Source organism: Actinomyces ruminis (genome assembly GCF_002154335.2).
Classification (GTDB): domain Bacteria; phylum Actinomycetota; class Actinomycetes; order Actinomycetales; family Actinomycetaceae; genus Actinomyces; species Actinomyces ruminis.
The window spans coordinates 84,833-105,261 of sequence record NZ_MTPX02000019.1; the positions used below are offsets into that span (position 1 = coordinate 84,833).

Annotated in this window: 20 protein-coding genes, 1 tRNA gene and 4 pseudogenes; 13 read left to right on the plus strand and 12 right to left on the minus strand. The window is 67.4% G+C overall.

Annotated elements, in window-relative coordinates:
• Positions 1-392: 392 nt before the first annotated feature.
• Positions 393-1,085: an aspartate/glutamate racemase family protein gene (locus BW737_RS02855; RefSeq protein ID WP_086614560.1), complete on the plus strand. Its 693-nt coding sequence runs from the start codon at positions 393-395 to the stop codon at positions 1,083-1,085.
• On the opposite strand, the gene BW737_RS19795 is transcribed toward BW737_RS02855, so the two are convergent.
• From BW737_RS19795 to BW737_RS16620, 3 genes are read right to left on the minus strand one after another with little or no spacing between them, the layout of a single operon-like run.
• Complete coding sequence (locus BW737_RS19795; protein ID WP_420835696.1) at positions 1,020-2,435, minus strand: hypothetical protein; 1,416 nt, start codon at positions 2,433-2,435, stop codon at positions 1,020-1,022. The two genes, BW737_RS02855 and BW737_RS19795, sit on opposite strands and share 66 nt — an antisense overlap.
• Positions 2,381-2,854, minus strand: a complete 474-nt coding sequence (locus BW737_RS16615; RefSeq protein WP_338063839.1) for an oxidoreductase — start codon at positions 2,852-2,854, stop codon at positions 2,381-2,383. The genes BW737_RS19795 and BW737_RS16615 overlap by 55 nt, the downstream gene beginning before the upstream one ends.
• Positions 2,851-3,132: a beta/alpha barrel domain-containing protein gene (locus BW737_RS16620; RefSeq protein ID WP_218961758.1), complete on the minus strand. Its 282-nt coding sequence runs from the start codon at positions 3,130-3,132 to the stop codon at positions 2,851-2,853. Before BW737_RS16620 ends, BW737_RS16615 begins: the two co-directional genes overlap by 4 nt.
• 253 nt (positions 3,133-3,385) lie before the next feature.
• Between BW737_RS16620 and BW737_RS02865 the strand changes: the two genes are divergently transcribed.
• The gene (locus BW737_RS02865) at positions 3,386-4,012 is read left to right on the plus strand and encodes a phosphoribosyltransferase (protein ID WP_086614559.1); all 627 of its coding nucleotides are present in this window, start codon (positions 3,386-3,388) and stop codon (positions 4,010-4,012) included.
• 202 nt (positions 4,013-4,214) lie between these two features.
• Entirely contained in the window at positions 4,215-4,436 is a 222-nt protein-coding gene (locus BW737_RS19320; protein WP_338063840.1) for a hypothetical protein, read from the plus strand.
• Between the two features lie 675 nt (positions 4,437-5,111).
• Here BW737_RS19320 and BW737_RS02875 read toward each other — a convergent pair.
• A tRNA-Leu gene (locus BW737_RS02875) sits at positions 5,112-5,198 on the minus strand.
• A gap of 350 nt (positions 5,199-5,548) precedes the next feature.
• Here BW737_RS02875 and BW737_RS02880 point away from each other — a divergent pair.
• From BW737_RS02880 to pknB, 7 genes and pseudogenes are all read left to right on the plus strand, one after another.
• Positions 5,549-6,255 (plus strand): annotated as a pseudogene (locus BW737_RS02880) (FhaA domain-containing protein).
• A complete protein-coding gene (locus BW737_RS02885; protein ID WP_086614558.1) occupies positions 6,252-6,713 on the plus strand; it encodes an FHA domain-containing protein FhaB/FipA in 462 nt (153 codons plus the stop codon). Before BW737_RS02880 ends, BW737_RS02885 begins: the two are co-directional and overlap by 4 nt.
• Positions 6,710-8,145: pseudogene (locus BW737_RS02890) on the plus strand (PP2C family protein-serine/threonine phosphatase). Before BW737_RS02885 ends, BW737_RS02890 begins: the two are co-directional and overlap by 4 nt.
• Before the next feature lie 284 nt (positions 8,146-8,429).
• A pseudogene (locus tag BW737_RS19325) lies at positions 8,430-9,422 on the plus strand (FtsW/RodA/SpoVE family cell cycle protein); the annotation flags it as partial.
• A gap of 255 nt (positions 9,423-9,677) precedes the next feature.
• A complete protein-coding gene (locus BW737_RS19330; protein ID WP_086614612.1) occupies positions 9,678-11,171 on the plus strand; it encodes a peptidoglycan D,D-transpeptidase FtsI family protein in 1,494 nt (497 codons plus the stop codon).
• On the plus strand, positions 11,168-12,439 hold the full coding sequence (locus tag BW737_RS02905) for a serine/threonine-protein kinase (RefSeq protein ID WP_086614557.1): 1,272 nt from the start codon (positions 11,168-11,170) through the stop codon (positions 12,437-12,439). Before BW737_RS19330 ends, BW737_RS02905 begins: the two co-directional genes overlap by 4 nt.
• Positions 12,436-14,262, plus strand: coding sequence for a Stk1 family PASTA domain-containing Ser/Thr kinase (pknB, locus tag BW737_RS02910; protein ID WP_086614556.1), 1,827 nt, complete (start codon positions 12,436-12,438; stop codon positions 14,260-14,262). Before BW737_RS02905 ends, pknB begins: the two co-directional genes overlap by 4 nt.
• A gap of 85 nt (positions 14,263-14,347) precedes the next feature.
• Here pknB and BW737_RS15945 read toward each other — a convergent pair whose 3' ends face one another.
• From BW737_RS15945 to BW737_RS02930, 6 genes and pseudogenes are all read right to left on the minus strand, one after another.
• The gene (locus BW737_RS15945) at positions 14,348-14,503 is read right to left on the minus strand and encodes a hypothetical protein (RefSeq protein ID WP_180272024.1); all 156 of its coding nucleotides are present in this window, start codon (positions 14,501-14,503) and stop codon (positions 14,348-14,350) included.
• Positions 14,503-15,259: pseudogene (locus tag BW737_RS02915) on the minus strand (class E sortase). The gene BW737_RS15945 and the pseudogene BW737_RS02915 overlap by 1 nt, the downstream one beginning before the upstream one ends.
• Positions 15,256-15,720: a cell division protein CrgA gene (locus tag BW737_RS17540; RefSeq protein WP_257210409.1), complete on the minus strand. Its 465-nt coding sequence runs from the start codon at positions 15,718-15,720 to the stop codon at positions 15,256-15,258. Before BW737_RS17540 ends, BW737_RS02915 begins: the two are co-directional and overlap by 4 nt.
• A gap of 134 nt (positions 15,721-15,854) precedes the next feature.
• Positions 15,855-16,715 carry an aldo/keto reductase gene (locus BW737_RS02925; RefSeq protein WP_086614555.1) on the minus strand — a complete coding sequence of 287 codons (861 nt, stop codon included), beginning with the start codon at positions 16,713-16,715 and terminating at the stop codon, positions 15,855-15,857.
• 205 nt (positions 16,716-16,920) lie between these two features.
• Positions 16,921-17,052: a hypothetical protein gene (locus BW737_RS17545; protein ID WP_257210410.1), complete on the minus strand. Its 132-nt coding sequence runs from the start codon at positions 17,050-17,052 to the stop codon at positions 16,921-16,923.
• On the minus strand, positions 17,024-17,527 hold the full coding sequence (locus tag BW737_RS02930; RefSeq protein ID WP_257210411.1) for a hypothetical protein: 504 nt from the start codon (positions 17,525-17,527) through the stop codon (positions 17,024-17,026). The genes BW737_RS17545 and BW737_RS02930 overlap by 29 nt, the downstream gene beginning before the upstream one ends.
• 159 nt (positions 17,528-17,686) lie before the next feature.
• Here BW737_RS02930 and BW737_RS02935 point away from each other — a divergent pair, with 159 nt between their 5' ends.
• The 3 genes from BW737_RS02935 to BW737_RS02940 all read left to right on the plus strand — a co-directional run bounded on the left by BW737_RS02935 (position 17,687) and on the right by BW737_RS02940 (position 19,077).
• Positions 17,687-18,208 carry a peptidylprolyl isomerase gene (locus BW737_RS02935; RefSeq protein WP_086614611.1) on the plus strand — a complete coding sequence of 174 codons (522 nt, stop codon included), beginning with the start codon at positions 17,687-17,689 and terminating at the stop codon, positions 18,206-18,208.
• A gap of 147 nt (positions 18,209-18,355) precedes the next feature.
• Complete coding sequence (locus BW737_RS19335; protein WP_338063841.1) at positions 18,356-18,514, plus strand: hypothetical protein; 159 nt, start codon at positions 18,356-18,358, stop codon at positions 18,512-18,514.
• On the plus strand, positions 18,511-19,077 hold the full coding sequence (locus BW737_RS02940; RefSeq protein ID WP_338063842.1) for a rhomboid family intramembrane serine protease: 567 nt from the start codon (positions 18,511-18,513) through the stop codon (positions 19,075-19,077). The genes BW737_RS19335 and BW737_RS02940 overlap by 4 nt, the downstream gene beginning before the upstream one ends.
• Positions 19,078-19,597: 520 nt before the next feature.
• On the opposite strand, the gene BW737_RS02945 is transcribed toward BW737_RS02940, so the two are convergent.
• The gene (locus BW737_RS02945; protein WP_086614554.1) at positions 19,598-19,927 is read right to left on the minus strand and encodes a nucleotidyltransferase family protein; all 330 of its coding nucleotides are present in this window, start codon (positions 19,925-19,927) and stop codon (positions 19,598-19,600) included.
• A 34-nt stretch (positions 19,928-19,961) separates the two neighbouring features.
• Positions 19,962-20,342, minus strand: coding sequence for a DUF4342 domain-containing protein (locus BW737_RS02950; RefSeq protein WP_180272026.1), 381 nt, complete (start codon positions 20,340-20,342; stop codon positions 19,962-19,964).
• Positions 20,343-20,429 lie beyond the last annotated feature (87 nt).

Consider the following 20,429-nt stretch of genomic DNA (forward strand, 5'->3'; position numbering starts at 1 on the left):
AAGGTGCATTAAGACCTCATCGCGTACCTTCTTGAGCTGCCTGTAGCGGCTCAGGAAGCACCTCGCACCTTCAGGTGCATTAAGACAGGAAGGATGTAAGAATGTAGAATGTCTCGTTGCTATATAGATTCATAGCAATGGCTATTTCTCTATATGAAAGGCTGGAGGCATGGAATTACTCATATTTCTATGCTAAGATATTGACATCTGTGTTATAATGCTCAATTAAGAGCGCATGTCTCGATATTTTACTGCTCACAAGTTGCGTCGGTAGGCGGGTTGTACGTTCGCGATGTAGTTGTTTTTAGTCGCCTGAGCAAAACAAACGCCGAAGCAAAGAGGCATTTATATGAAGCGTACTATAAATGCACTGGGGTTTGTAGGAGGTTAACATGAAAACCATAGGGCTGATTGGCGGAATGAGTTGGGAGAGCACTGTTACGTATTACCAAGTAATTAACGAAACGATTAGGAGGGAGCTTGGTGGACTTCATTCTGCGAAAATCCTGCTGTACAGCGTAGACTTTGATGAAATTGAAAAGCATCAGGCAAGTGGTGAGTGGGATAAGAGCGCCGAGATATTGTCTGATGCGGCGGTACGGCTGGAGAAGGCAGGAGCCGATTTTATCGTTATTTGCACGAATACCATGCACAAGGTTGCCCCACAAATGAGCGAGCACATTTCCATCCCGATCATTCATATTGCGGAAGCAACAGCGGATAAGTTAAAAGAGCAAGGAATTACGACCGTTGGGCTGTTGGGAACGAAATATACAATGACACAAGACTTCTATAAAGCAAAGCTAATAGAAGCGGGAATTCATGTGCTAATTCCGAATGAAGACGATGTGGAAACTGTCAACTCCGTCATTTACAATGAGCTTTGTTTAGGAGATATCCGTCAGGAGTCAAAAACCAAGTATCTTGCTATCATCGAACAGTTGGCAGATAAAGGTGCGCAGGGCGTAATTCTCGGCTGCACGGAAATAGGACTGCTTGTTCAGCAAGAGGATGCCGACTTACCTGTTTTCGACACCACATTGATTCATGCTGAAAAAGCAGCGCTTTCTTCCGTCGACGATTAAATCAAAAGGCGTATCCATCTTGGTGCCAGTGGGTTGGTTAGTGGGGTTGGCGCCAGGGGTAGTTGGTGATGGTGCCTTCGAGGGTGCCGGGGCGTGAGCGGGGTCCGGTGCGGCGCGGCGGTGGGGTTGCCCGGCCTCGCGGCTGCGGTGAGGTCCTGGTAGCGCGTGGGTGGCGCGCTCACGGCCCGCTGGAGCAGTCTGAGGAAGACCAGCCCGCGGTGGTGGGAGCTGCGGCGGTTGAAGCGAAAGACGAACTCGTCCAGGTAGGAGTCCAGGTGCTCCCTGGACGCTGAGCCGCGGTAGGCGCCGGCCAGGAAGTGATCCAGCAGGGCGAACAGGCGATGGACGGCCGGCGACTCCTCGTGCGCCGGGCGCCGCGACCAGCGCAATGGGGACATGAAAAAACCGCATGATTTCAACGATCTTCAACGCCGTCACGGTAGCCGTCGGCTCGTTTGTCCCGAATCTGGATACTTCAGTCGATTTCAGTATGGAGCACCCGTACCTACGCACCGGTTCGCACCGCTCAGGCCCAGGCACGCACCAGGCGCACGATCGCGTCGGCGACCTCCTGGTCCTTGCCTGGTAGGTGTGGCCGGCGCGCAGGATCAGCACCAGCTCATTGGCGTCCGGAAAAGCGGTGTGGTCGTTGATCGTCGCGAGGAACCCGGCCGGGTCGCCGTAGGTGAACCGGCCGTAGGTACCGATGCGCATGGCGCCCGTGTGCCGCATGGCGGCTACCTGACTGAAGTCGGCGTCTGCCTCCACGTGGACGTTGTCCAGGATGTTGTCGCACAGCCACTGGCGGGCGGTCTCGGCGCGGCAGGACACCCACCCCATGAGCGGGAATGGCAGCCGCTGCTCCCCCAGGCCGCGGTCGACGTAGTCGCGCACCACAGCCCGCTCCTGCACCGTGACCTGGTTGGTTAGGTGACGCAGGTTGGAGGGGCTAAGCAGGAGGAATTGCTCCACCCGCTCATCGTGGTGGCGGGCCAGGTAGTAGATCACCTTGTTGGCGCCTGGGGAGTACCCGGCCAGGATGATTCGCCGACAGCCGGCGACCGCGGCGCACTCCAGCCAGGCTCCCGGATCCTCATCGGTGTCGGCGAATTCCTCGTGGCCGGTGCGGATCAGCTCGATCAGGTGCGGGTTGAGCAGGACGTTCTTGCCGATGGCCAGCAGTTCGGTCCAGCTAGTGTCCCAGGCGCGGATTATGTCGTCGGCCGTGTACAGGTTGCCGACGCCGATCAGCGGCAGCCGCCCGCCGATGTGCTCGTGCAGCAGCTGCATGCGGGTCAGGGAGGTGTCCGCACCCCGACGCGCCTTCTTGTGGAAGTCCCACAGGGACACGTGCAGATACCGCCACGGCTTGTCCAGCAGGGCGTCGACCAGGGCGAAGGTGCCGCAATGGTCAGGCCGCGCTCGCCGGGCTCCTCCGAGGAGAAGCGGTAACCCACGATGAAGTCGGGCCGGTCGTGCCGACGACGCACGGCGTCGACGGCGTCCACGACCACCAGCGGTAGCGCCATCCGCTTCTCGCGCGAACCACCCCAGTCGTCGGTGCGCAGGTTGGTGTTGCTGGAGAAGAACTGCTGCACCAGCCAGCCGTTGGCGCCGTGGATCTCCACGCCGTCCAGGCCGGCCTCAAGGCTCAACTCGGTGGCACAGGCGTAGGCGTCTACCAGGCCGCGCACCTCGTCGTCGGTCATGCCACGCGAGCCGGCGAAGGGAGCCGTGGTGGGGGAGATGACGTCGTGCCCCTGGGTCATCTCCCTGCGGGCGTGCAGCCCCGAGTGGGCGAGCTGGACGACGGCGAGCGCCCCCTGGCGTGAGCGATGTCCGCATACTCCTTGAGCGTGGCCAGGTGCCGGGACTCGAAGGCGTTGGGGGACTCGAAGCCGATGCCGCCCGGCACCACATTCGTGAACGGCACGATGAACAGGGAGAATCTCTTGAAGCGATCGTTCCAGAAGCGGCGCGCCGCATCGGTCAGCTCGCCGTCGGCGCCCGAGTCGTAGATGGTCAGCGGCGCGTACTTCGGGTTCATCTCACTCATCGTGGATGCCCCTCTATGGGATGGCCCCGGCCGGTGCAGACCGGGCTTGCCTCCCACAACCCAAAAGACGCCCCGTCATATCCCGTTGGCGACCGTCTATCCGGTCACGTCGCAGTGCCCATGCCCCGGCCCGAGCCCGCCTCGGGATGCTCCCGTGTTCTGCTCGGCCTTACCCCCTGAGCAGCGCCGGCACCGTCCGTTGGCCGCGCGACACTCATGGGTGACGGCGCAATAGGCCGCTACCATGCGGAGGGTGACCGACGCGCGCACCACTGCCCAGTCCCCCTCGATCCCCTTTGACGACGGCGCCACCTCGGACGCCGCTCCCGACCGCGAGGAACTGACCTGGGAGCTGTTCGGCCGCGCCGAACGCGAACTGGCCGCACAGATCGTGGCCTCCGGCTGGGTGCCGGACTTGATCATCGCCATTGCCCGCGGCGGCCTGATCCCCGCCGGCGCCATCGGCTATGCGATTGGCATCAAGGCCATGGGGGCCGTCAACGTCGAGTTCTACACCGGGGTCGGCCAGACCCTGGAGGAACCGGTGGTCCTCCCGCCGCTCATGGATGCCTCAGACCTGCCCGGCAAGAAGGTGCTCGTTGTCGACGACGTCGCCGACTCCGGCAAGACCCTGAAGATGGTCATGGAACTGCTGCAGCACCAGGGACTGGACCTGGGCGGCGAGACGGTGACCGTGGATGCTCGCAGCGCGGTGATCTACCGCAAGCCGCGCAGCATCTTCGAGCCGGACTACTGCTGGCGGGTGACCGACAAGTGGATCAACTTCCCCTGGTCGGTGCTACCGGTCATCACACCTTCATCGCTGGACCAGGAGGGCACCGACCAGTTGGACGCGCGAATGGGGCGCTGAAGGCGCGCGGTATGCGGACCGGATACCGCTCGACCCGTGTGTTGGCCGCCGGTTATCTGCTGGTGGTTCTGTTCGCGGTGCTGTGGCCATCGGGAGGGGACGTCGCTGCCGTCAAAGCCGGGTTAGGCCCCTGGTTCCTCACGTCGGCCGGAAAAGACATCGCCTTGAACCTCGCAATGCTGGCGCCGCTGACCTTCCTGGCTTGCCTGGGCTGGCCACGTGTGCCTGGTGGGCGTGGGCGCTCGTGGGTTGCGCCCTCGGCCTGGGCGCCGAACTGATGCAATGGGCCCTGCCAGAGCTCGACCGCCGCCCCTCGCTGTACAACGTCGTCCAAAACGGCGTCGGCGCCTGGTTGGGCGCCGCGCTGGCCGGGCTGCTGTCGCACCGCCGTCGGTCCAGCGGCGCAGGTTCTCGCCGTGTCTAGGATCGGCCAGCGCCGACACACGTCCACCCGCGCGAGCCCGCCCCAGGGCCGCGTCTCGTACACGAGTTCCCCGCGAATACACGCGTTTTGGAGCTTTGCATGCGCCAGTCACGTGCAAACCTCCAAAACTCGTGTATCTGGACCAAAGGCGTGTTCATGACGACGGAGCCTTCGAGAATCGTCGGCATGGACGCGGTGCGCAATCTCGGGGATTTGGCTGGTGCGGTACGGTGAAGTCGAGGCGTTCACGGTCTGGTGGGTGAGTCCGGCATGGTGCTTGTCGTCCACGGGTAAAGCTGCGAGCCGTGAAAACAAACCACAGTCCCCGCGAGCAAGACTCACCCCGATCTGCCAGACGCCGATGAAGGAAGAGTCCAGACGCGCCGCCCCTCATCCAGCGGGCACCGCCTACCGGATCCGCCCGCCTGGCCGACGAGGCGCGCTCCCAGGTGGTTGTCGGCGCCGAACTGCCCCCGGTTTGGGCCCCAAGCGTCGGTTTGGACCGCCCACGCGGCACACAACGGCGGTCCAAAAAGGGGGCAGCGGTCCAAACCGGAGAACTCACCGGCACGCCCCCCGACACACCCGAACCACACACGATCGCGCCGATAACTCGGACCGGTCTCACCGAGCACGACGAAGGCCCGGGCTGGTGAACCAGCTCCGGGCCTTCCCTGGTGCGCGGGGGGGGACTCGAACCCCCATGATCGCAAGATCACACGGACCTGAACCGTGCGCGTCTACCAATTCCGCCACTCGCGCGTTGCCGTGGGTTGATGGTATCGGCTCGTGGGCGCCCGCGTCCAATCCAGACCGCCACTGCCGACCGTGAGACCGCTCACCCACGCCACGCCTCGACAGGCGGCGTCCGATGCGCACCCCGCCCCCCGTCACGCCCCGATCGCAACACGGCCATCGCGTCCACCTTCCCGGTGTAAGCGCCTTACCCGTTACGATTGGGGCAGGTCACCTCTGGATTCCGCCCAGGCGCACACACACCACGGGCAGTCCCAGTATCGTGGCCGAATCAGGCCGCGTGCCGGGCGCCCGCCCGCCTCGCGGACGGCAGCGGAGGCGCCGCGGCCGCTGTGAAACACACGGGGAGGTAGTCCATGGGTCTCCTGGACAAGTTCGAGAAGGGCGTCGGCAGCGTCGCCAATCGGGCGATGTCCCGGTTCTCCGATGACGTCGAACCCATCGAGATCGCCTCGAAGCTGCGCGAGACGATGGACAAGCGCGCCGCGTCCTTTGCGCGCGACCGTTCCGTGGTGCCCAACGTCTTCCGCATCCACCTGGCCCCAAGCGACGTAGAGCGCCTGAACACCTGGGGCATGGACGAGATGGTGCGGCAAATGGAAGAGGTCGCCACCACCCACGCCGGCGAACAGGGCTACTCGTTCGTGGGACCGGTCGACGTCTCCTTCATCCCCGACGAGGGCCTCACGCCCCCAACATCGAGATCGACTCCTCTACCCGCCGTGGTGCCGCCGCACCCGCGGCCGCCGCCACCGCCTCCCCCACTCATCCCATCTTGGACATCGACGGGCAGCGTTACCTGCTCACCGGCCCGGTCACTGTGATCGGCCGCGGCAGCGAGGCAGACATCATCGTCGACGACTCCGGTGTCTCCCGCCGTCACTTAGAGATCCGCCTCACCCAGGGGCATGCGATCGCCACCGACCTGGGCTCCACCAACGGCACCTTCGTGGAGGGCCATCGGGTCGACGCCGCCACCCTCCTGGACGGCAACACACTCACCATCGGTCGCACCCGGATCATGTTCTGGGACGGCACCCAGGGCACAGGGGCCAACGGGTGAGTGAGCTCGCGTTCACCGTCGCCCGGCTGGGTTACCTGGTCCTGCTGTGGGTGTTCGTGTTCTTCGTCGTACGCGTGCTGCGCCGCGACGTCGCCGACCTGTCTGCCACGCCGGCCCGTCGGCGGGGTCTGCGTCGGGACGCCGGCGCCGCATCCGGCCGCAACCGCGGCCCCACGCGCCTGGTTATCACCGAGGGGCCGCTGGCCGGCTCCATGGTGCCCCTGACGCCCACCTCCATCACTATTGGACGCGACCAGAACTGCACGCTGGTGCTCAACGACTCCTACGCGTCCTCCCGACACGCCCGCGTGTTCCCCAAGGACGGCGCCTGGTGGCTGGAGGACCTGTCCTCCACCAACGGCACCACGCTGGCGGGGCGGCCCGTGTACGGTGCCGTTGAACTGCCCGTCGGAGTGCCGGTACGAATCGGCCAAACCACCTTGGAGCTGCGCCCATGACCATCTCCCTGCGCTATGCCGCCAGGAGTGACGTCGGGCTGGTCCGCGCCTCCAATCAGGACTCCGGCTACGCCGGCCCGCACTTGATGCTCCTGTGCGACGGCATGGGCGGCCCCGCCGGCGGAGACATCGCCTCCGCCGTCGCGGTGGAACACCTGGTGCCGCTGGACGCCGACTCCCACCAGGCCGGTGAGCTGCTCGACCTGCTGCGCGGCGCCGTCCAAGAGGCGCACGCCGACCTGGTCTCCCTGTCCGCCGACAACCCCGACCTGGCGGGACTGGGCACCACCTGCATCGCGATCATGCGCAGCGGCAACAAGCTCGCCATGGTGCATGTGGGTGACTCGCGCGCCTACCTGCTGCGCAACGGCGAACTCACCCAGGTCACCACCGACCACACCTTCGTGGAGTACCTGGTGGAAACCGGCCGCCTGACGCGCGAGCAGGCACGCCGTCACCCACAGCGCTCCGTGTTGCTGCGCGTGCTCGGCGACGCCGAGGGCGACGTCCAACTGGACGAGTCCATCCGCGAGGCGGTGGCCGGCGACCGCTGGCTGCTGTGTTCCGATGGACTGAGCGGCCCGGTATCCGCCGAGACCATCGGCGAGGTGCTGGACACGGTCGATGACCCCGGCCAGGCGAGCGACCAGCTCATCGACCTGGCTCTACGCGCCGGCGGCCCCGACAACGTCACCGTGGTGGTGTTCGACGTCGTCGAGAACGACCCCCAGCCGCAGACCGACACGCAGATCGTCGGCTCCGCCGCTAACCGCCGCGCCCGCCTGCGGCAGGCCGCCACCGGGGAGCAGCCCCCCATCTCCGCCGAGCCGACCGAGACGACCCAGGCGACGACGCCGGCCGCGAAGGCCGCCGCCCTACTGGCGGGCTTGGACTCCGACCCGGCACCCAGCAATACCACCGAGGAAGAGGCTGTCGCTGCCCAGGCACGTACCCAGCTTGCCCAGCGCCGCAAACGCCGGCTCCGCTCGACCATCGCCTCCCTGATCCTGGTGCTGGCCCTGCTCGGTGCGGGCGCGCTCGGCTACCAATGGACTCAGTCCCAGTACTACGTGACCACGCTGGACGACCGGGTCGTCATCTACCAGGCATCCCGCAGGAGATCGGGCCGATCTCCCTCAGCCACGTGGTCCAGACCTATGACGAGCCCACCGTTGACGAACTGAATTCGCAGATTCTGGCCATCCTTGAGCGTACCGTGCAGCAGCCCTCGCTGGCCGCCGCCCGCCAGTACGTACGCACCACGGTGATGAATAACCTGGTTCAGGAGCCGGCGGTCACCCCCACCCCGACGCCGACCCCGACACCGTCGGCCACGCCGGCGCCCACCGCCGCCCCCAGCCGGAGCGCCGGCTCCTCCTCCACCCGCGCCCGAGGCCCCGCCACACCGGGGCCATGGGAGTCGACCACATGACCTCCCCCGCCCGCCCCGCATCGGTTCCGGCCTCGGCGCCGCCACGCCGCACGGGTCGTTGGGCCGAGGCCGGCCTGCTGCTGATCGCGCTGGTCATCGGCCTGGCGGCCTTCGTGCTGACGGCCCTCAATCGCACCGGCGCATCACCCGCCCAGTCACTGCGGCTGGCGGCGGCCCTGGCCGCGGTGTGCCTGGTGGTGCACCTGTGGGTGCGGCGCACCGCGCCTTGGGCAGACCCGGTGCTGCTGCCGACGGCGGTCGCCCTCAACGGCATCGGCCTGGCCATGATTCACCGGCTGGACCTGTCCTATGAGCGCACCGGGCAGGTCCACGACTACGGCACCAAGCAGGCGGTGTGGACCGCCTTGGGCGTGGTCCTGTTCTGCCTGGTGCTGCTGATCCGCGACCACCGGCTGCTGCGCCGCTGGGACCACTGGGCCATGTGGGGCGGCCTGGGCTTCCTGGTGCTGCCGTTCGTGCCCGGGCTGGGCACCGAGGTCAATGGCGCCCGCATCTGGATCCACCTGGGGCCGATGTCCTTCCAGCCGGCGGAGCTGACCAAGGTGCTGCTGGCGATCTTCTTTGCCTCCTACCTGGTTTCCAACCGGGACAACCTGGCCCTGGCGGGCCGGCGGGTGCTGGGACTGAACCTGCCGCGCGCCCGGCACCTGGCGCCCCTGCTGGTGGTGTGGGGCGTGAGCATCCTGGTGCTGGTGCTGCAGCGGGACCTGGGCTCCTCGGTACTGCTGTTCGGGCTGTTCGTGGTCACCCTGTACGTGGCCACCGACCGGCCCAGCTGGCTGGTGATCGGTGCCGCCCTGTTCCTGCCCGCCGCCTGGTTCGCCGCCACCCACCTGGCCCACGTGCAGCAGCGCATCACCGCCTGGCTGCACGCCATGGACCCGTCCGTGTACGAGATGCCGGGAGGCTCCTGGCAGCTGGTGACCGGCCTGTTCGGCATGGCCTACGGCGGGCTAATGGGCACCGGCTGGGGCGAGGGCTATCCGAACCTGACCACCTTCGCCAATTCCGACTTCATCGTCGCCTCCCTCGGCGAGGAACTGGGCCTGACGGGCACGCTCGCCGTCCTCATGCTCTACCTGATCCTGGTGCAGCGGGGGCTGCGCACCGCCCTGGCCCTGCGAGACGGCTTCGGCAAGCTGCTGGCTACCGCCCTGTCCTTCACCATCGCCCTGCAGGTGTTTGTGGTGGTCGGCGGGGTCACCCGGCTGATCCCGCTGACGGGCCTGACCACCCCATTCCTCGCCTACGGCGGCTCCTCGCTTATCGCCAACTGGATCATCCTGGCGCTATTGGTGCGCCTGTCCGATGCCGCCCGCCGCCCCGCCGCGGCCGCTCCCCGCATCATCGACACCGCCGACCTGCCCACCTCCCTGCGCAAGCAGGTACAGGACGCCGACGACGCGCCTGCCCCGGCATCCCCCGAGCCGACGGCCGCCCCGGCCCCGCAGCGGACCGACGCGACCCGCCCGCCTTCGCCCCCGCCCTCCCACACACGCAGAGGGAGACGCATGAACCGGCAGATCCGCCAAGTCACCGCACTGGTGCTCATCATGGTGCTGGCCCTAGCAGCCTCCCTGACCAGCGTGCAGGGGTTGAACCGGCCGGCTCTGTGGGAGTCCTCCTCCCAGCAGGGCACCCTGACCACGGACTCGCGCAACTCCCGCATGGTCTACGCCCAATTCGGCACCGACCGGGGCCAAATCCTGGCCGGCAACACCGTGATCGCCGACTCCGAGGCCTCCGACGACGCCTACACCTACCAACGCACCTACCCGGGTGGGGAGCTGTACGCCCCCGTCACCGGCTATTTCTCCACCGCCTTCTCCTCCATGACCGGTCTGGAGCTGGCCGCGAACTCCGTGCTCAACGGGGAGGACCCCTCCCTGTTCTCCAGCCGCATCAAGTCCCTGGTCACCGGAGAAACCCAGAAGGGCGGCGCCATCAAGCTGACCATCGATCCGCAGGTGCAGCAGGCCGCTTGGGACGCGCTCGGCGGCCGCAGCGGCAGTGTCGTCGCCCTGGACCCGTCCACCGGTGCGATCCTGGCGATGGTCTCCTCCCCCTCCTACGACCCCAACCTGCTCGCCTCCCACGACGCCGCCACCGCGCAGTCCGCTTGGGACACACTCAGTGAGGATGCCACCAAACCTCTGGTCAACCGGGCCATTGGCGGGGACCTGTACCCGCCGGGCTCCACCTTCAAAATCCTGACCATGGCCGCCGCCCTGCGCACCGGTACGGCCGACGCGTCCACCGAGGTGTCCGCCCCGGATACGCTCACCCTGCCGGGCACCAACCACGCGCTGTCCAACTACGCCGGCGAGTCCTGCGGCAATGGCACGGTGACGCTCGCCTATGCCTTCGCCGAGTCCTGCAACACGCCCTTCGCCCAGTTGGCCATGGATGTGGGCGACGACGAACTCGCCACCGAGGCCGCCAACTGGGGCTTCGAGGAGGACCTGGAGATCCCCCTGACGGTCACCCCGTCCACCTACCCGGCCAATGACTCACAGGCACAGACCGCCATGGCCGGCATCGGGCAGGCCTCCGTGCGGGTCACGCCGCTGATGATGGCGATGGTCGCCGCCACCATCGCCAACGACGGCGAGCAGATGACCCCCTACCTGATCGCCCAAACACTCGACTCCGACCTGTCGGTCGTGTCTACCGCCACCCCGAAGGTGGCCCGTACGCCGATCGACTCCTCCACGGCCCAGGCCTTGTCCGAGCTGATGCAGCAGGCGGTCACCGACGGCACCGGCACCACCGCGCAGGTCGCCGGGGTGACGGTGGCCGGCAAGACCGGCACCGCCGAGACGGGCTCGGCCGAGGGCGGCCCGGTCACCTGGTTCGTCGGCTTCGCCGGCACGGACATCGCCAAGCCCACCATCGCCGTCGCCGTCGTGCTCGACGGCGGTGAGCAGACCGCCACCACCGGCACCGGCGGTTCGGTCGCCGGCCCGATCGCCGCCTCCGTGATCGACGCGGCGGTGGACCAGTGAAACCTGAGCCCGGCCTAGAACTGCAGGGCCGCTACCAGTTGGTTGAGCGCATCGCCCTGGGCGGCATGGGCGAGGTGTGGCGCGCCACCGACCTACGGTCCGGCCGGGCGGTGGCCGCGAAGATCCTGCGCCCGGAGTTGGCCGGGGATGAGATCTTCCTGTCCCGCCTGCGCGCCGAGGCGACCAACTCCCGCGGCCTGCGCCACCCGAACCTGGCGATGGTGCTGGACTCCGGGGAGCGGCACGGTTCCGGCTGGATTGTCATGGAGCTGGTGCAGGGGCGCGCGCTGTCGGACATTCTCGCCGAGCGACGCACCATGGAGCCGGGGGAGATTCTGCCGATCCTGGCGCAGGTCGCCCGCGCCCTACAGGTGGTGCACGACTCCGGCGTGGTGCACCGCGACGTCAAGCCCTCCAACATCCTGATCAACCGGGAGGGGCTGGCCAAGCTCACCGACTTCGGCATCTCCATGGGTGTTAACCAGCGCCCCATGACGGCCACCGGCATGGTGATGGGCACCGCCCAGTACCTGGCACCCGAGCAGGCCATGGGCAATATGGCCACCCCCTCCGGGGACCTGTACGCGCTGGGGGTGATCGCCTACGAGGCCCTGGCCGGACACCGCCCCTTCACCGGTTCCACCCAGGTGGACATCGCCTTCGCCCACGTAAACCAGCCGGTGCCACCCCTGCCCGACCACCTGCCGGCAGAGGTGCGCGCGGTGGTGATGGAGCTGCTGGCCAAGAAGCCGGCGGATCGCCCCCGTTCGGCCCGTGAACTAGCCCGCCGCCTGGACCGGATCGTGGTCAACCTCCCCAAGGAGTCCTGGGACCCGCGCGAGGCACCCGCCTGGACCGCCACCGGCCGCACGCCCGCAACGGTTGCGACGAACCGTGATTCCCGGGCGCCGGGAGCCGCCGAGACCACCTCAGCGGGAGCTGCCACGGTTGCCGCCCGCACCCACCCGGCGGCACCGCCGGGCGCCACCGCATCCACCCCACCCCACACCGCCGACACCCGCACCATCCCGGCCGTGGACCACACCCGCACCGCCGTTGTCGGCGCCTCAAGTCCGGCGACGCCGTCGACCCGGCACGCCTCGGGCCGCGAGCGCTTCGGGCTGCCGGCCGGCACGATCCGTATCGTGGTCACCATCCTGATCCTGCTCATGCTGCTGGCGGCGGCGGGTACCCTTGCTTCAGCGCACTCGGGCGTCTCCCGCGATCATGCGGTCGTGTCCCCCACCTCTTCGAAGGAGGCAATGTGACGATTCAGTCCCCTCAGCAGATGCTTGCCGGCCGCTATGAGTTACGTGAGCTCATTGGCCGCGGCGGCATGGCCGAGGTCCACCTCGGCTATGACACACGCCTGAGCCGAATCGTCGCCATCAAGCTGCTGCGCTCGGACATTGCCGGCGACCCGACCTTCCAGGCGCGGTTCCGCCGAGAGGCGACGTCGGCGGCCGCACTGAACCACCCGTCGATCGTGGCGGTGTACGACTCCGGCGAGGAAGAGCTGACCCAGCCGGACGGCACCCGCCGCATCGTCCCCTTCATCGTCATGGAGTACGTCGAGGGACACACGGTGCGCGAATTGCTGGGCGAGGGCGAGGCCGTCCCCATCTCCGAGGCCGTGGAGATCACCACCGGCGTGCTGGACGCCCTGGAGTACTCCCACCGGGCCGGCATCGTGCACCGCGACATCAAGCCCGGCAACATCATGCTGACCCAGGCCGGCGCCGTGAAGGTCATGGACTTCGGCATTGCGCGCGCGGTGGAGGACTCCGCCGCCACCGTCACCCAGACGCACGCCGTGGTCGGCACCGCCCAATACCTGTCCCCCGAGCAGGCGCGCGGCGAGGTAGTCGACGCCCGCAGCGACCTGTACTCCACCGGCTGCCTGCTGTATGAACTGCTGACCGGCCAGCCGCCCTTCACCGGCGACTCCGCGGTAGCCATCGCCTACCAGCATGTGCGGGAGATCCCCAAGCCGCCGTCGTCGATCGCGGCGGACATCCCCGACTCCCTGGATCGGGTGGTGCTCAAGGCGCTGGCCAAGAACCGGGACGACCGCTATCAGGACGCCGCCCACATGCGGGCGGACCTGCTGGCGGCGGCGCGCGGCTTGGATGTCGCCGCACCCGCCACCGACACCTGGGCGGCCACCACCGTGCTCGCCCCGGAGGCCGAGTCCGCCGCGGCGTCCCCCTCCCCGCAGGAGCAGCCGCCCGCGGAAGCAGAGGAGCAGCCGCGCCGCCGCTGGTGGGTGTGGGCGCTGGTGCTGGTGGCCCTGATCACCCTGGGCACGCTGCTGGGCCTGTACGCCGCCGGGGTTCTGGGTAACGGCGACTCCACGCCGACGTCGACGCCGTCGCCGACCGCGGTGGCCGTGCCGGAGGTGTCCGGGATGAGCGAGGCCGAGGCGCGATCCGCCCTGGAGGGCCTGGGCCTGGTCTATGCCAAGGGCGATGACGTCAACTCCGACACGATTGACGCGGGCCTGGCGGTTTCCACTGACCCGGGCGAAGGCACCTCCGTGCTGCTGGGGTCGACGGTCACCGTGCACTTCTCCTCCGGATCGGCCATGGTGGACGTACCCGACGTGACCGGCAAGTCCCAGGCCGACGCCCGCACCGCCATCACCGATGCCGGCCTGAGCGTCGGCGACGTGACCACCGAGGACTCCACCGACGTCGCCTCGGGCTCGGTCATCCGCACCGACCCGCTGGCCGGCACCTCGGTGGAGCGCGGCTCAACGGTTTCCCTGGTGATCTCGTCCGGAAAGACCACGGTACCCAACGTTATCGGCATGACCCAGGAGGAGGCGCAGTCCGCGATCACGGCGGCGGGCCTGAACTACAACAGCTCCACGGTGGAGGCGACCACTGACGACGAGAGCAAGGACGGCCAGTACCTGGTCACCGCCGTGGACCCGAGTGAGGAATCATCCATAGACACCGGCGAGTCGGTGACGCTGACCATCACGCACTACACCTATGAGGCACCAGCCACCACCGAGCCCACATCGCAGCCCACCTCGGCGCAGAGCCTGGGACCGATCGGCGACGGCGATGGTGAAGGCGAGGAATAAAGGACCGCTCCCGGTTTGAGGGTCGGTAGGCAGCGCCCACTGGTGCAAGTACGCGACGCCACACCGGCTCGCCTGCGCCGATGGCCTAGACGGTCGCCTCGCCCGACAGGTTCCAGACCTCGTTGGCCCAGGGGAAGACGATCTCGAACAGGAACAGCACCACGGCCGCCGCGAGAATGAGCGCCTCGAATGCGCGCAGCCACGCGGGTCCGGGCAGGTGGCGCCAAATCCATCCGTACATCAGTTGACCCCCTCGTCGTTCAGCACGGAGGCCGGGCGGCCCTCGGAGCGTTCCATCCAATACTCGAATTTGGCATGGGTGATCCAGCGGTGATCGTTACCCCACTCACCGACGGTCAGGGAGTGGCAGGTGGTCATGGTCAACATGCGCTCGGTGGGGGTCTCACCCGGATGTCCGGGCACCGGTGCGATGACGTCCACATCGGTAGGCTCGACGATCTCGTGGCTGGTGACCGTGTATACGTACCAGGTGTCCTTGGTGGCGACGATGATCTCGTCGCCCTCCTCCAGCAGATCGATGCGGCGGAAGGAATTGCCGTTGGTACGGCGATGGCCGGCGATGGCGAAGTTGCCGACGGCGCCCAGCTGCTGGGTGTCGGGGTAGTGACCGGCGGCGGCCTGGTCGAGCACGTCGGCACCGATGCCTCCAGGATCGGCATGTTGTTGTTGGTGATGCCGTACCACTTGGGGACGACCAGCATGCCGATCACCTCCCGTAGCCGACCGGGGACACCTCGGGCGGGTCGTCGTAGTGCTTGGTGCCCTCCACATTCGGGGACTCGACCTGGGTCTGGGTGAAGTCGGCGGCGACGGCGTCGGCCTTCGCGGTGGCGTCCAGGCCGGTCCACCACAGCTGCCACACCAGGAACAGGGCGACCACCACGCCGGCCGTGATCAGCAACTCCCCGAGCCCGAACAGGACCGAGTCGACCACGCGCCGTCGTCCCCGGCCGGGCTGCCTGCGCCTCGCCGTCATGATGCTCCGTTACTTCCAGCGCAGCAGGCCGAGGAAGCCGACCAGCATGATGCGAAGCCGAGGTACAGGTTGCCGTTCACCAGCCAGTCGCTGGCGTGGTTCTCCACGAAGTACGGCAGCGGGTAGGCGCCCTTGAACAGGTAGGTGATCACTACCCAGAGCAGACCCACCACCAGGAACGTGACCATCACCGGCGCGTACCAGCGGGGCGAACCCGTCTCCTTTACCTTCCGGGGCACGCGGGAGACCCGGTTGGCGGCGGCGCGGGACTCCTCCATGCGGGCCCGCTCCGCGGCGGCGCGCTTGGCCGGGTTGCCGGAACGTTCCGGGCGGGGCTGCCTGGCGTCGCCTCCCTTGTCCCGCGACTTGGCCTTCGGCCTGGACTTTACTTTGGTTTTGGCCCTGGTCTCGGCGGCCGTCTTCCCGGCTCCCTGGTCCGTATCGTCCTGCGTCTGCGCCACGCGCGTCTCCTCACTGGGCACCGGGCCACGACGGCGGCCCGCGACTTCAAAGCTTGCTGAGCCCTAGCCTAAGCGATTGCCGGCCGCCCGCCGGTTGATCCGCCGGGCGGGCGGACGCCGATCGGCCGCGCACCTCAGATCTGCACCTGGTCCGGGTGGGAGCCGGTGCGCAGGTCGCGGTCCAGGGCGTCGACGGCGGCCATCTGTGCATCGGTGAGCTTGAAGCCGAAGACGTCGGCGTTGGCGCGCATGCGCTCGGGGTGCGTGGTCTTGGGGATGACCACCAGCCCGTGCTGCAGGTGCCACCGGATGATGACCTGGGCGGGGGTAACGTCCAGTTCGGCGGCCACACGTGCCAGCTCGGGGTCGTCCAGCACCCGGCCACGGCCCAGCGGTGACCAGGACTCGGTGAGGATGCCGAGTTCGTCGTCGACGGCGCGCAGCTGCCGCTGATTCAGGTAGGGGTGCAGTTCGATCTGGTTGACGGCGGGAGTGACTCCGGTGGCGTCGATGATGGTGCGCAGGTGTTCGGGCTGATAGTTGGACACGCCGATGGCGCGCACGCGCCCGGAGTTCAGGATCTCGATCATGGTGCGCCAGGTGTCCACCAGGTCGATGCCGGGCGAGGCGGCCAGCGGCCAGTGCACCAGGAACAGGTCCAGCACCTCCAGACCCAGGTCGGCCATGGTGGTATCGAAGCTGCGCAGGGCGTCGTCGCGCCGGTGGTTGGGGTTGTTGAGTTTGGAGGTGACCCACAGCTGCTCGCGCGGAATGCCGGAGGCTGCCAGCGCCCGACCGACGCCGGCCTCGTTGCCGTACATCTGCGCCGTGTCGATATGCCGGTAGCCGATCTCGAGGGCCGCGGTGACGGCGCGCTCGGCGTCGGAGGCGGTGATCTTGTAGGTGCCGAATCCGAGCTGGGGAATGACCACGGTCTCGGTTCCAGACGTGCCCTGGTGGAGTGTCAGAGCCTTTGCGGGAATGGCGGTGCTCATGCTGTCAGCCTAGCTACGACGACGTGAGCACGGCTACACCCATGGCGCAGACTTGTATCTCGGGACGCAGGGTCGGGGGCGCGAGTCGGCGGGACGCATCACGGCGCCCGCCCGCCGGGATTTGGCGGTGGGCACCGTCGAAAAGAGGCGGTCGACGACCGCACGGGGCCGACGACTCAACACCGCCGGCCCCGCCTCGGATGCGTTATTCGGCCGCGGGCGCGGACGGAGTGTCGGCCGACATGTCCTTAGGCTCGGAGTCCGACTCCTCGGTGGAGTCGGCCCAGTACTCCTCGGCCCAGGGGTCTTCAACCGGCTGGCTGCGGCGCCAGATCACGTAGCGGCGCCCGCGGCACAGCCGGCGACGGCGAGCCAGCCGAAGTCTTGAGGACGGGATGCTTCTTCTTCACTGATACCTCCGGGGTCAGCGCCGCCTCCTTGGCGGCGACTGCGATGCGCTGGGCACGCTCGGTCAGCGTGCCCTCGGTGTTGGCGGCCTCCTGGGCGGCTAGGGCGGCGCGCTGGGCGGCGGGAACGTACTCCTCCACCACCCGCACGCGAGCGCCCTCAGCGGCGCGCTGGGCGGCAGGAACGTACTCCTCCACCACCCGGGTGCGCGCCTCCTCGACGACCGGCTGCGCGCGCAACTGTGCCTCCTTGGCGGCCTTGATGAACTCCTCCCGGGCGCGGTTGACGCGGGGGGCCGCCCAACCAGCGGCGCGGCCGGCCTGAGCCGCCAGGCTGTCCGCGAGCGTGGCCGCCTCCTGGCGGGCCTGATCGAGGTCGATCTTCTTGTCGAGGATGTAAGCCATTTCGGTCTCCCTGCTCGGAACGATGAGGTGGTTCACCTCAATGGTGGCACTGTAACGCAGCTCGCACCCATGAACCTGGGAGCCGTTCTGCCTGGGGTGAACACCGGGTCCCGGGATACGCCTGCCTTCCCGTGCGACGATGCGGACATGGAAGCGACCATCGAAGCGACACTCCACACCAACCTCGGTGACATCCGACTCGAGCTCTACCCCGAGCAGGCACCGGAGACCGTCTCCAACTTTGTTGGCCTGGCCACCGGCGAGAAGACCTGGACCGACCCGCGCACCGGTGCACAGTCAAACGCCCCGCTGTACGAGGGCGTCATCTTCCACCGGGTGATTCCCGGCTTCATGATCCAGGGTGGCGACCCGCTGGGCACCGGCACGGGCGGCCCCGGCTACGTCTTCGATGACGAGATCGACCCCTCGCTGACCTTCGCCGCTCCCTACGTCCTGGCCATGGCCAACGCCGGCCGCCGCCTGGGCAAGGGCACCAACGGCTCGCAGTTCTTCATCACCACCGCCCCCACCGAGTGGCTGCAGGGCAAGCACACGATCTTCGGAGCCGTGACCGACGACGCCTCCCGGCGGGTCGTGGATGCCATCTCTGCCGTTCCTACCGACCCGCGCGACCGTCCGCTTCAGGACGTGGTCATCACCTCTGTCACCATTCAGCAGTGAGGCGGGACCAGCGTCGTCGGGACGGGAGCGATTCATGACCGATTCGAACCCGCAGGTCGGCGCCCCGCCCGTCTGCCCACGGCACCCGGATCGGGTCGCTATGTGCGCTGTCAGCGCTGCGGCCGCCCCACCTGCCCGGAGTGCCAGGTGCCCAGCGCCGTCGGCATCCATTGCGTGGACTGCGCCCGCCGAGCAAATTCTGGTCGCCGCGGCGTGCGCACCGCCCTGGGCGGGCGCCCGGTAGCTGACGCCTTGGTGACCAAGCTCCTGGTGGGCGCCTGCGTGATGGTGTACGTGGGCAGATGATCTACCCGGCCATCACGGGCTGGTTCTACTTCATGCCGGCGCTCGCCGCGAGCCAGCCGTGGCGGTTCCTATCCACGGCCCTGCTGCACGGCTCCCTAATACACCTGGGCCTGAACATGTGGGCGCTGTGGGTGCTCGGGAATACGCTCGAACCGCTGCTGGGGCGCTGGCGATTCATCGCTCTGACAGCCCTTAGCGCCCTCGGCGGGTCAACGGCGATCTACTGGCTCGCCGCGCCGACGACGCCGGCGTGGATCACCGGGACCGTGGGCGCCTCCGGCGCCATCTTCGGGCTGTTCGCGGCTGTATTCATCATTCAGCGGCGCTTCGGGCGCGATACCTCGACCATCGTGGGTCTGCTCGTGATCAATGTGTTGATCTCGGTGCTGGGAACCAACATCTCCTGGCAGGGGCACCTGGGCGGTCTTCTCACCGGGCTGGTTGTGGCGGCGATCTACGCCTGGGCGCCGCGGGAGCGACGCGGCGCCGTGGGCGCGTGGGGGACGGTGATTGTGGCCGTGGTACTGGTCGCCCTAGCCGCCACCCGCATGCTCCTGGTTTAGTCACGGCGCCCGACCACACGTACGACTTCCCGCCGAACGTACGCGTTTTGGAGCTTTCCCCGTGCCAGGTACTCGGACAGCTCCAAAACGCGTACGTAAGAGACAAACGCGTACGTGAGGCCCGCCCACCCCACCGTGTCCACACCCGATCCCCCTGCTGTGGATTCTGGGGAAGTACATCTCTGTGATTCCTCCACACCTGTGGAGACCCCTGGGGAAACACAACGGTGTGGTTCTCCACAGGGTTGCGCACAGCTGGGGATGAATCGGCTGAATGCGCACGTTCACAACGAAAAGGGAGTAACCCACAGCATGGGGAGACTTCCGTCGTCCACCTGTGCAGGCGAGGCCACGGCGCCTGTGGAGCAGCGCTCACACGCGGTACGGCATCACCGCTCGCAATGGCTTCATACCGGCCACGCCCGAAACCATCGACGCGGCGCTTCCGTTTAGGGTCGCGGCGAGTAACGCGCGAGGTCGTGGCTGGAAGCGAGAGGACGTCTTCGGGCTGAGCTGCGACTCATAGTGGCACCGCTTCGGCAAGCGCCGATGCGGAGATCGGCCGTTTGAGCAGCTGCACTAGGAACACGTCGACATCGTCTCGTCCGAAGAGGGCCCGCGTCTCCTCCATGAGTCCCGACGCGCGCATGAGCAGATTGCCATCCGCAGGATCCATCTCGACCAAAATGTCGATGTCGCTGTCAGCATCCGCCGTGCCGCGCGCAACGGAGCCAAAAAGCCTGGGGTTGGTCGCCCCGTATCGCGCGAGAAGCGCGAGGAAATCGTCACGATGCACCGAGACGAGCTGACGCAAGGCGACCGTCTCCGGCGTGGCAGTGATCACAGACATGATCCAACCACACCGACATCGCTCCGGCGGGTGTCTATGTCTCCGGCCCGGGGTCCGGCGCCGGCGGCGTTACCTCGTCAGACTCCCCGTCGACGTCGGTGCGCTCCACCTCGAGGGTTACCTCCGCGACCATAGCGGCAACAACGCCGATGGCTGCCAACACCGGCGCTGCCAATACGGTAATGCCGCCGACCACCGCGCTCGCCGTCAGCGGCACACTGAGGAACTCGCGACCGGAGGAGTCGCGCAGAATGACACGGCGCACGTTCCCGTCGGCTACGAGTTGCTTGACGGTGGCGATCAGCTGGTCACCGGCGACGGTGATCCAGTCGACCACGGTGCGGGCGCCGGCGCCCGCTGAGTCGGCGCCGGGTTCATGGCGCGGGCCCGAAGCGCCCGGGGTCTGTGTGCTCATGGGATAAGTCTGACGCATGGCAGCCGCATGCAACATGGGGGATCGCCCCGAATCGGCCCGGAGCGGCGACCGAATTCGATGCGTCAT

Coding starts and splice junctions, on each gene's coding strand:
- BW737_RS02945 (WP_086614554.1), bottom strand. CDS start 19,927: ATGTCTGTGATCACTGCCACGCCGGAGACGGTCGCCTTGCGTCAGCTC.
- BW737_RS02865 (WP_086614559.1), top strand. CDS start 3,386: ATGCGGAGGGTGACCGACGCGCGCACCACTGCCCAGTCCCCCTCGATC.
- BW737_RS02855 (WP_086614560.1), top strand. CDS start 393: ATGAAAACCATAGGGCTGATTGGCGGAATGAGTTGGGAGAGCACTGTT.
- BW737_RS02930 (WP_257210411.1), bottom strand. CDS start 17,527: ATGGCTTACATCCTCGACAAGAAGATCGACCTCGATCAGGCCCGCCAG.
- BW737_RS02950 (WP_180272026.1), bottom strand. CDS start 20,342: ATGAGCACACAGACCCCGGGCGCTTCGGGCCCGCGCCATGAACCCGGC.
- BW737_RS16620 (WP_218961758.1), bottom strand. CDS start 3,132: ATGAACCCGAAGTACGCGCCGCTGACCATCTACGACTCGGGCGCCGAC.
- BW737_RS19330 (WP_086614612.1), top strand. CDS start 9,678: ATGAACCGGCAGATCCGCCAAGTCACCGCACTGGTGCTCATCATGGTG.
- BW737_RS02940 (WP_338063842.1), top strand. CDS start 18,511: ATGATCTACCCGGCCATCACGGGCTGGTTCTACTTCATGCCGGCGCTC.
- BW737_RS15945 (WP_180272024.1), bottom strand. CDS start 14,503: ATGTACGGATGGATTTGGCGCCACCTGCCCGGACCCGCGTGGCTGCGC.
- BW737_RS16615 (WP_338063839.1), bottom strand. CDS start 2,854: ATGACCCAGGGGCACGACGTCATCTCCCCCACCACGGCTCCCTTCGCC.
- BW737_RS02925 (WP_086614555.1), bottom strand. CDS start 16,715: ATGAGCACCGCCATTCCCGCAAAGGCTCTGACACTCCACCAGGGCACG.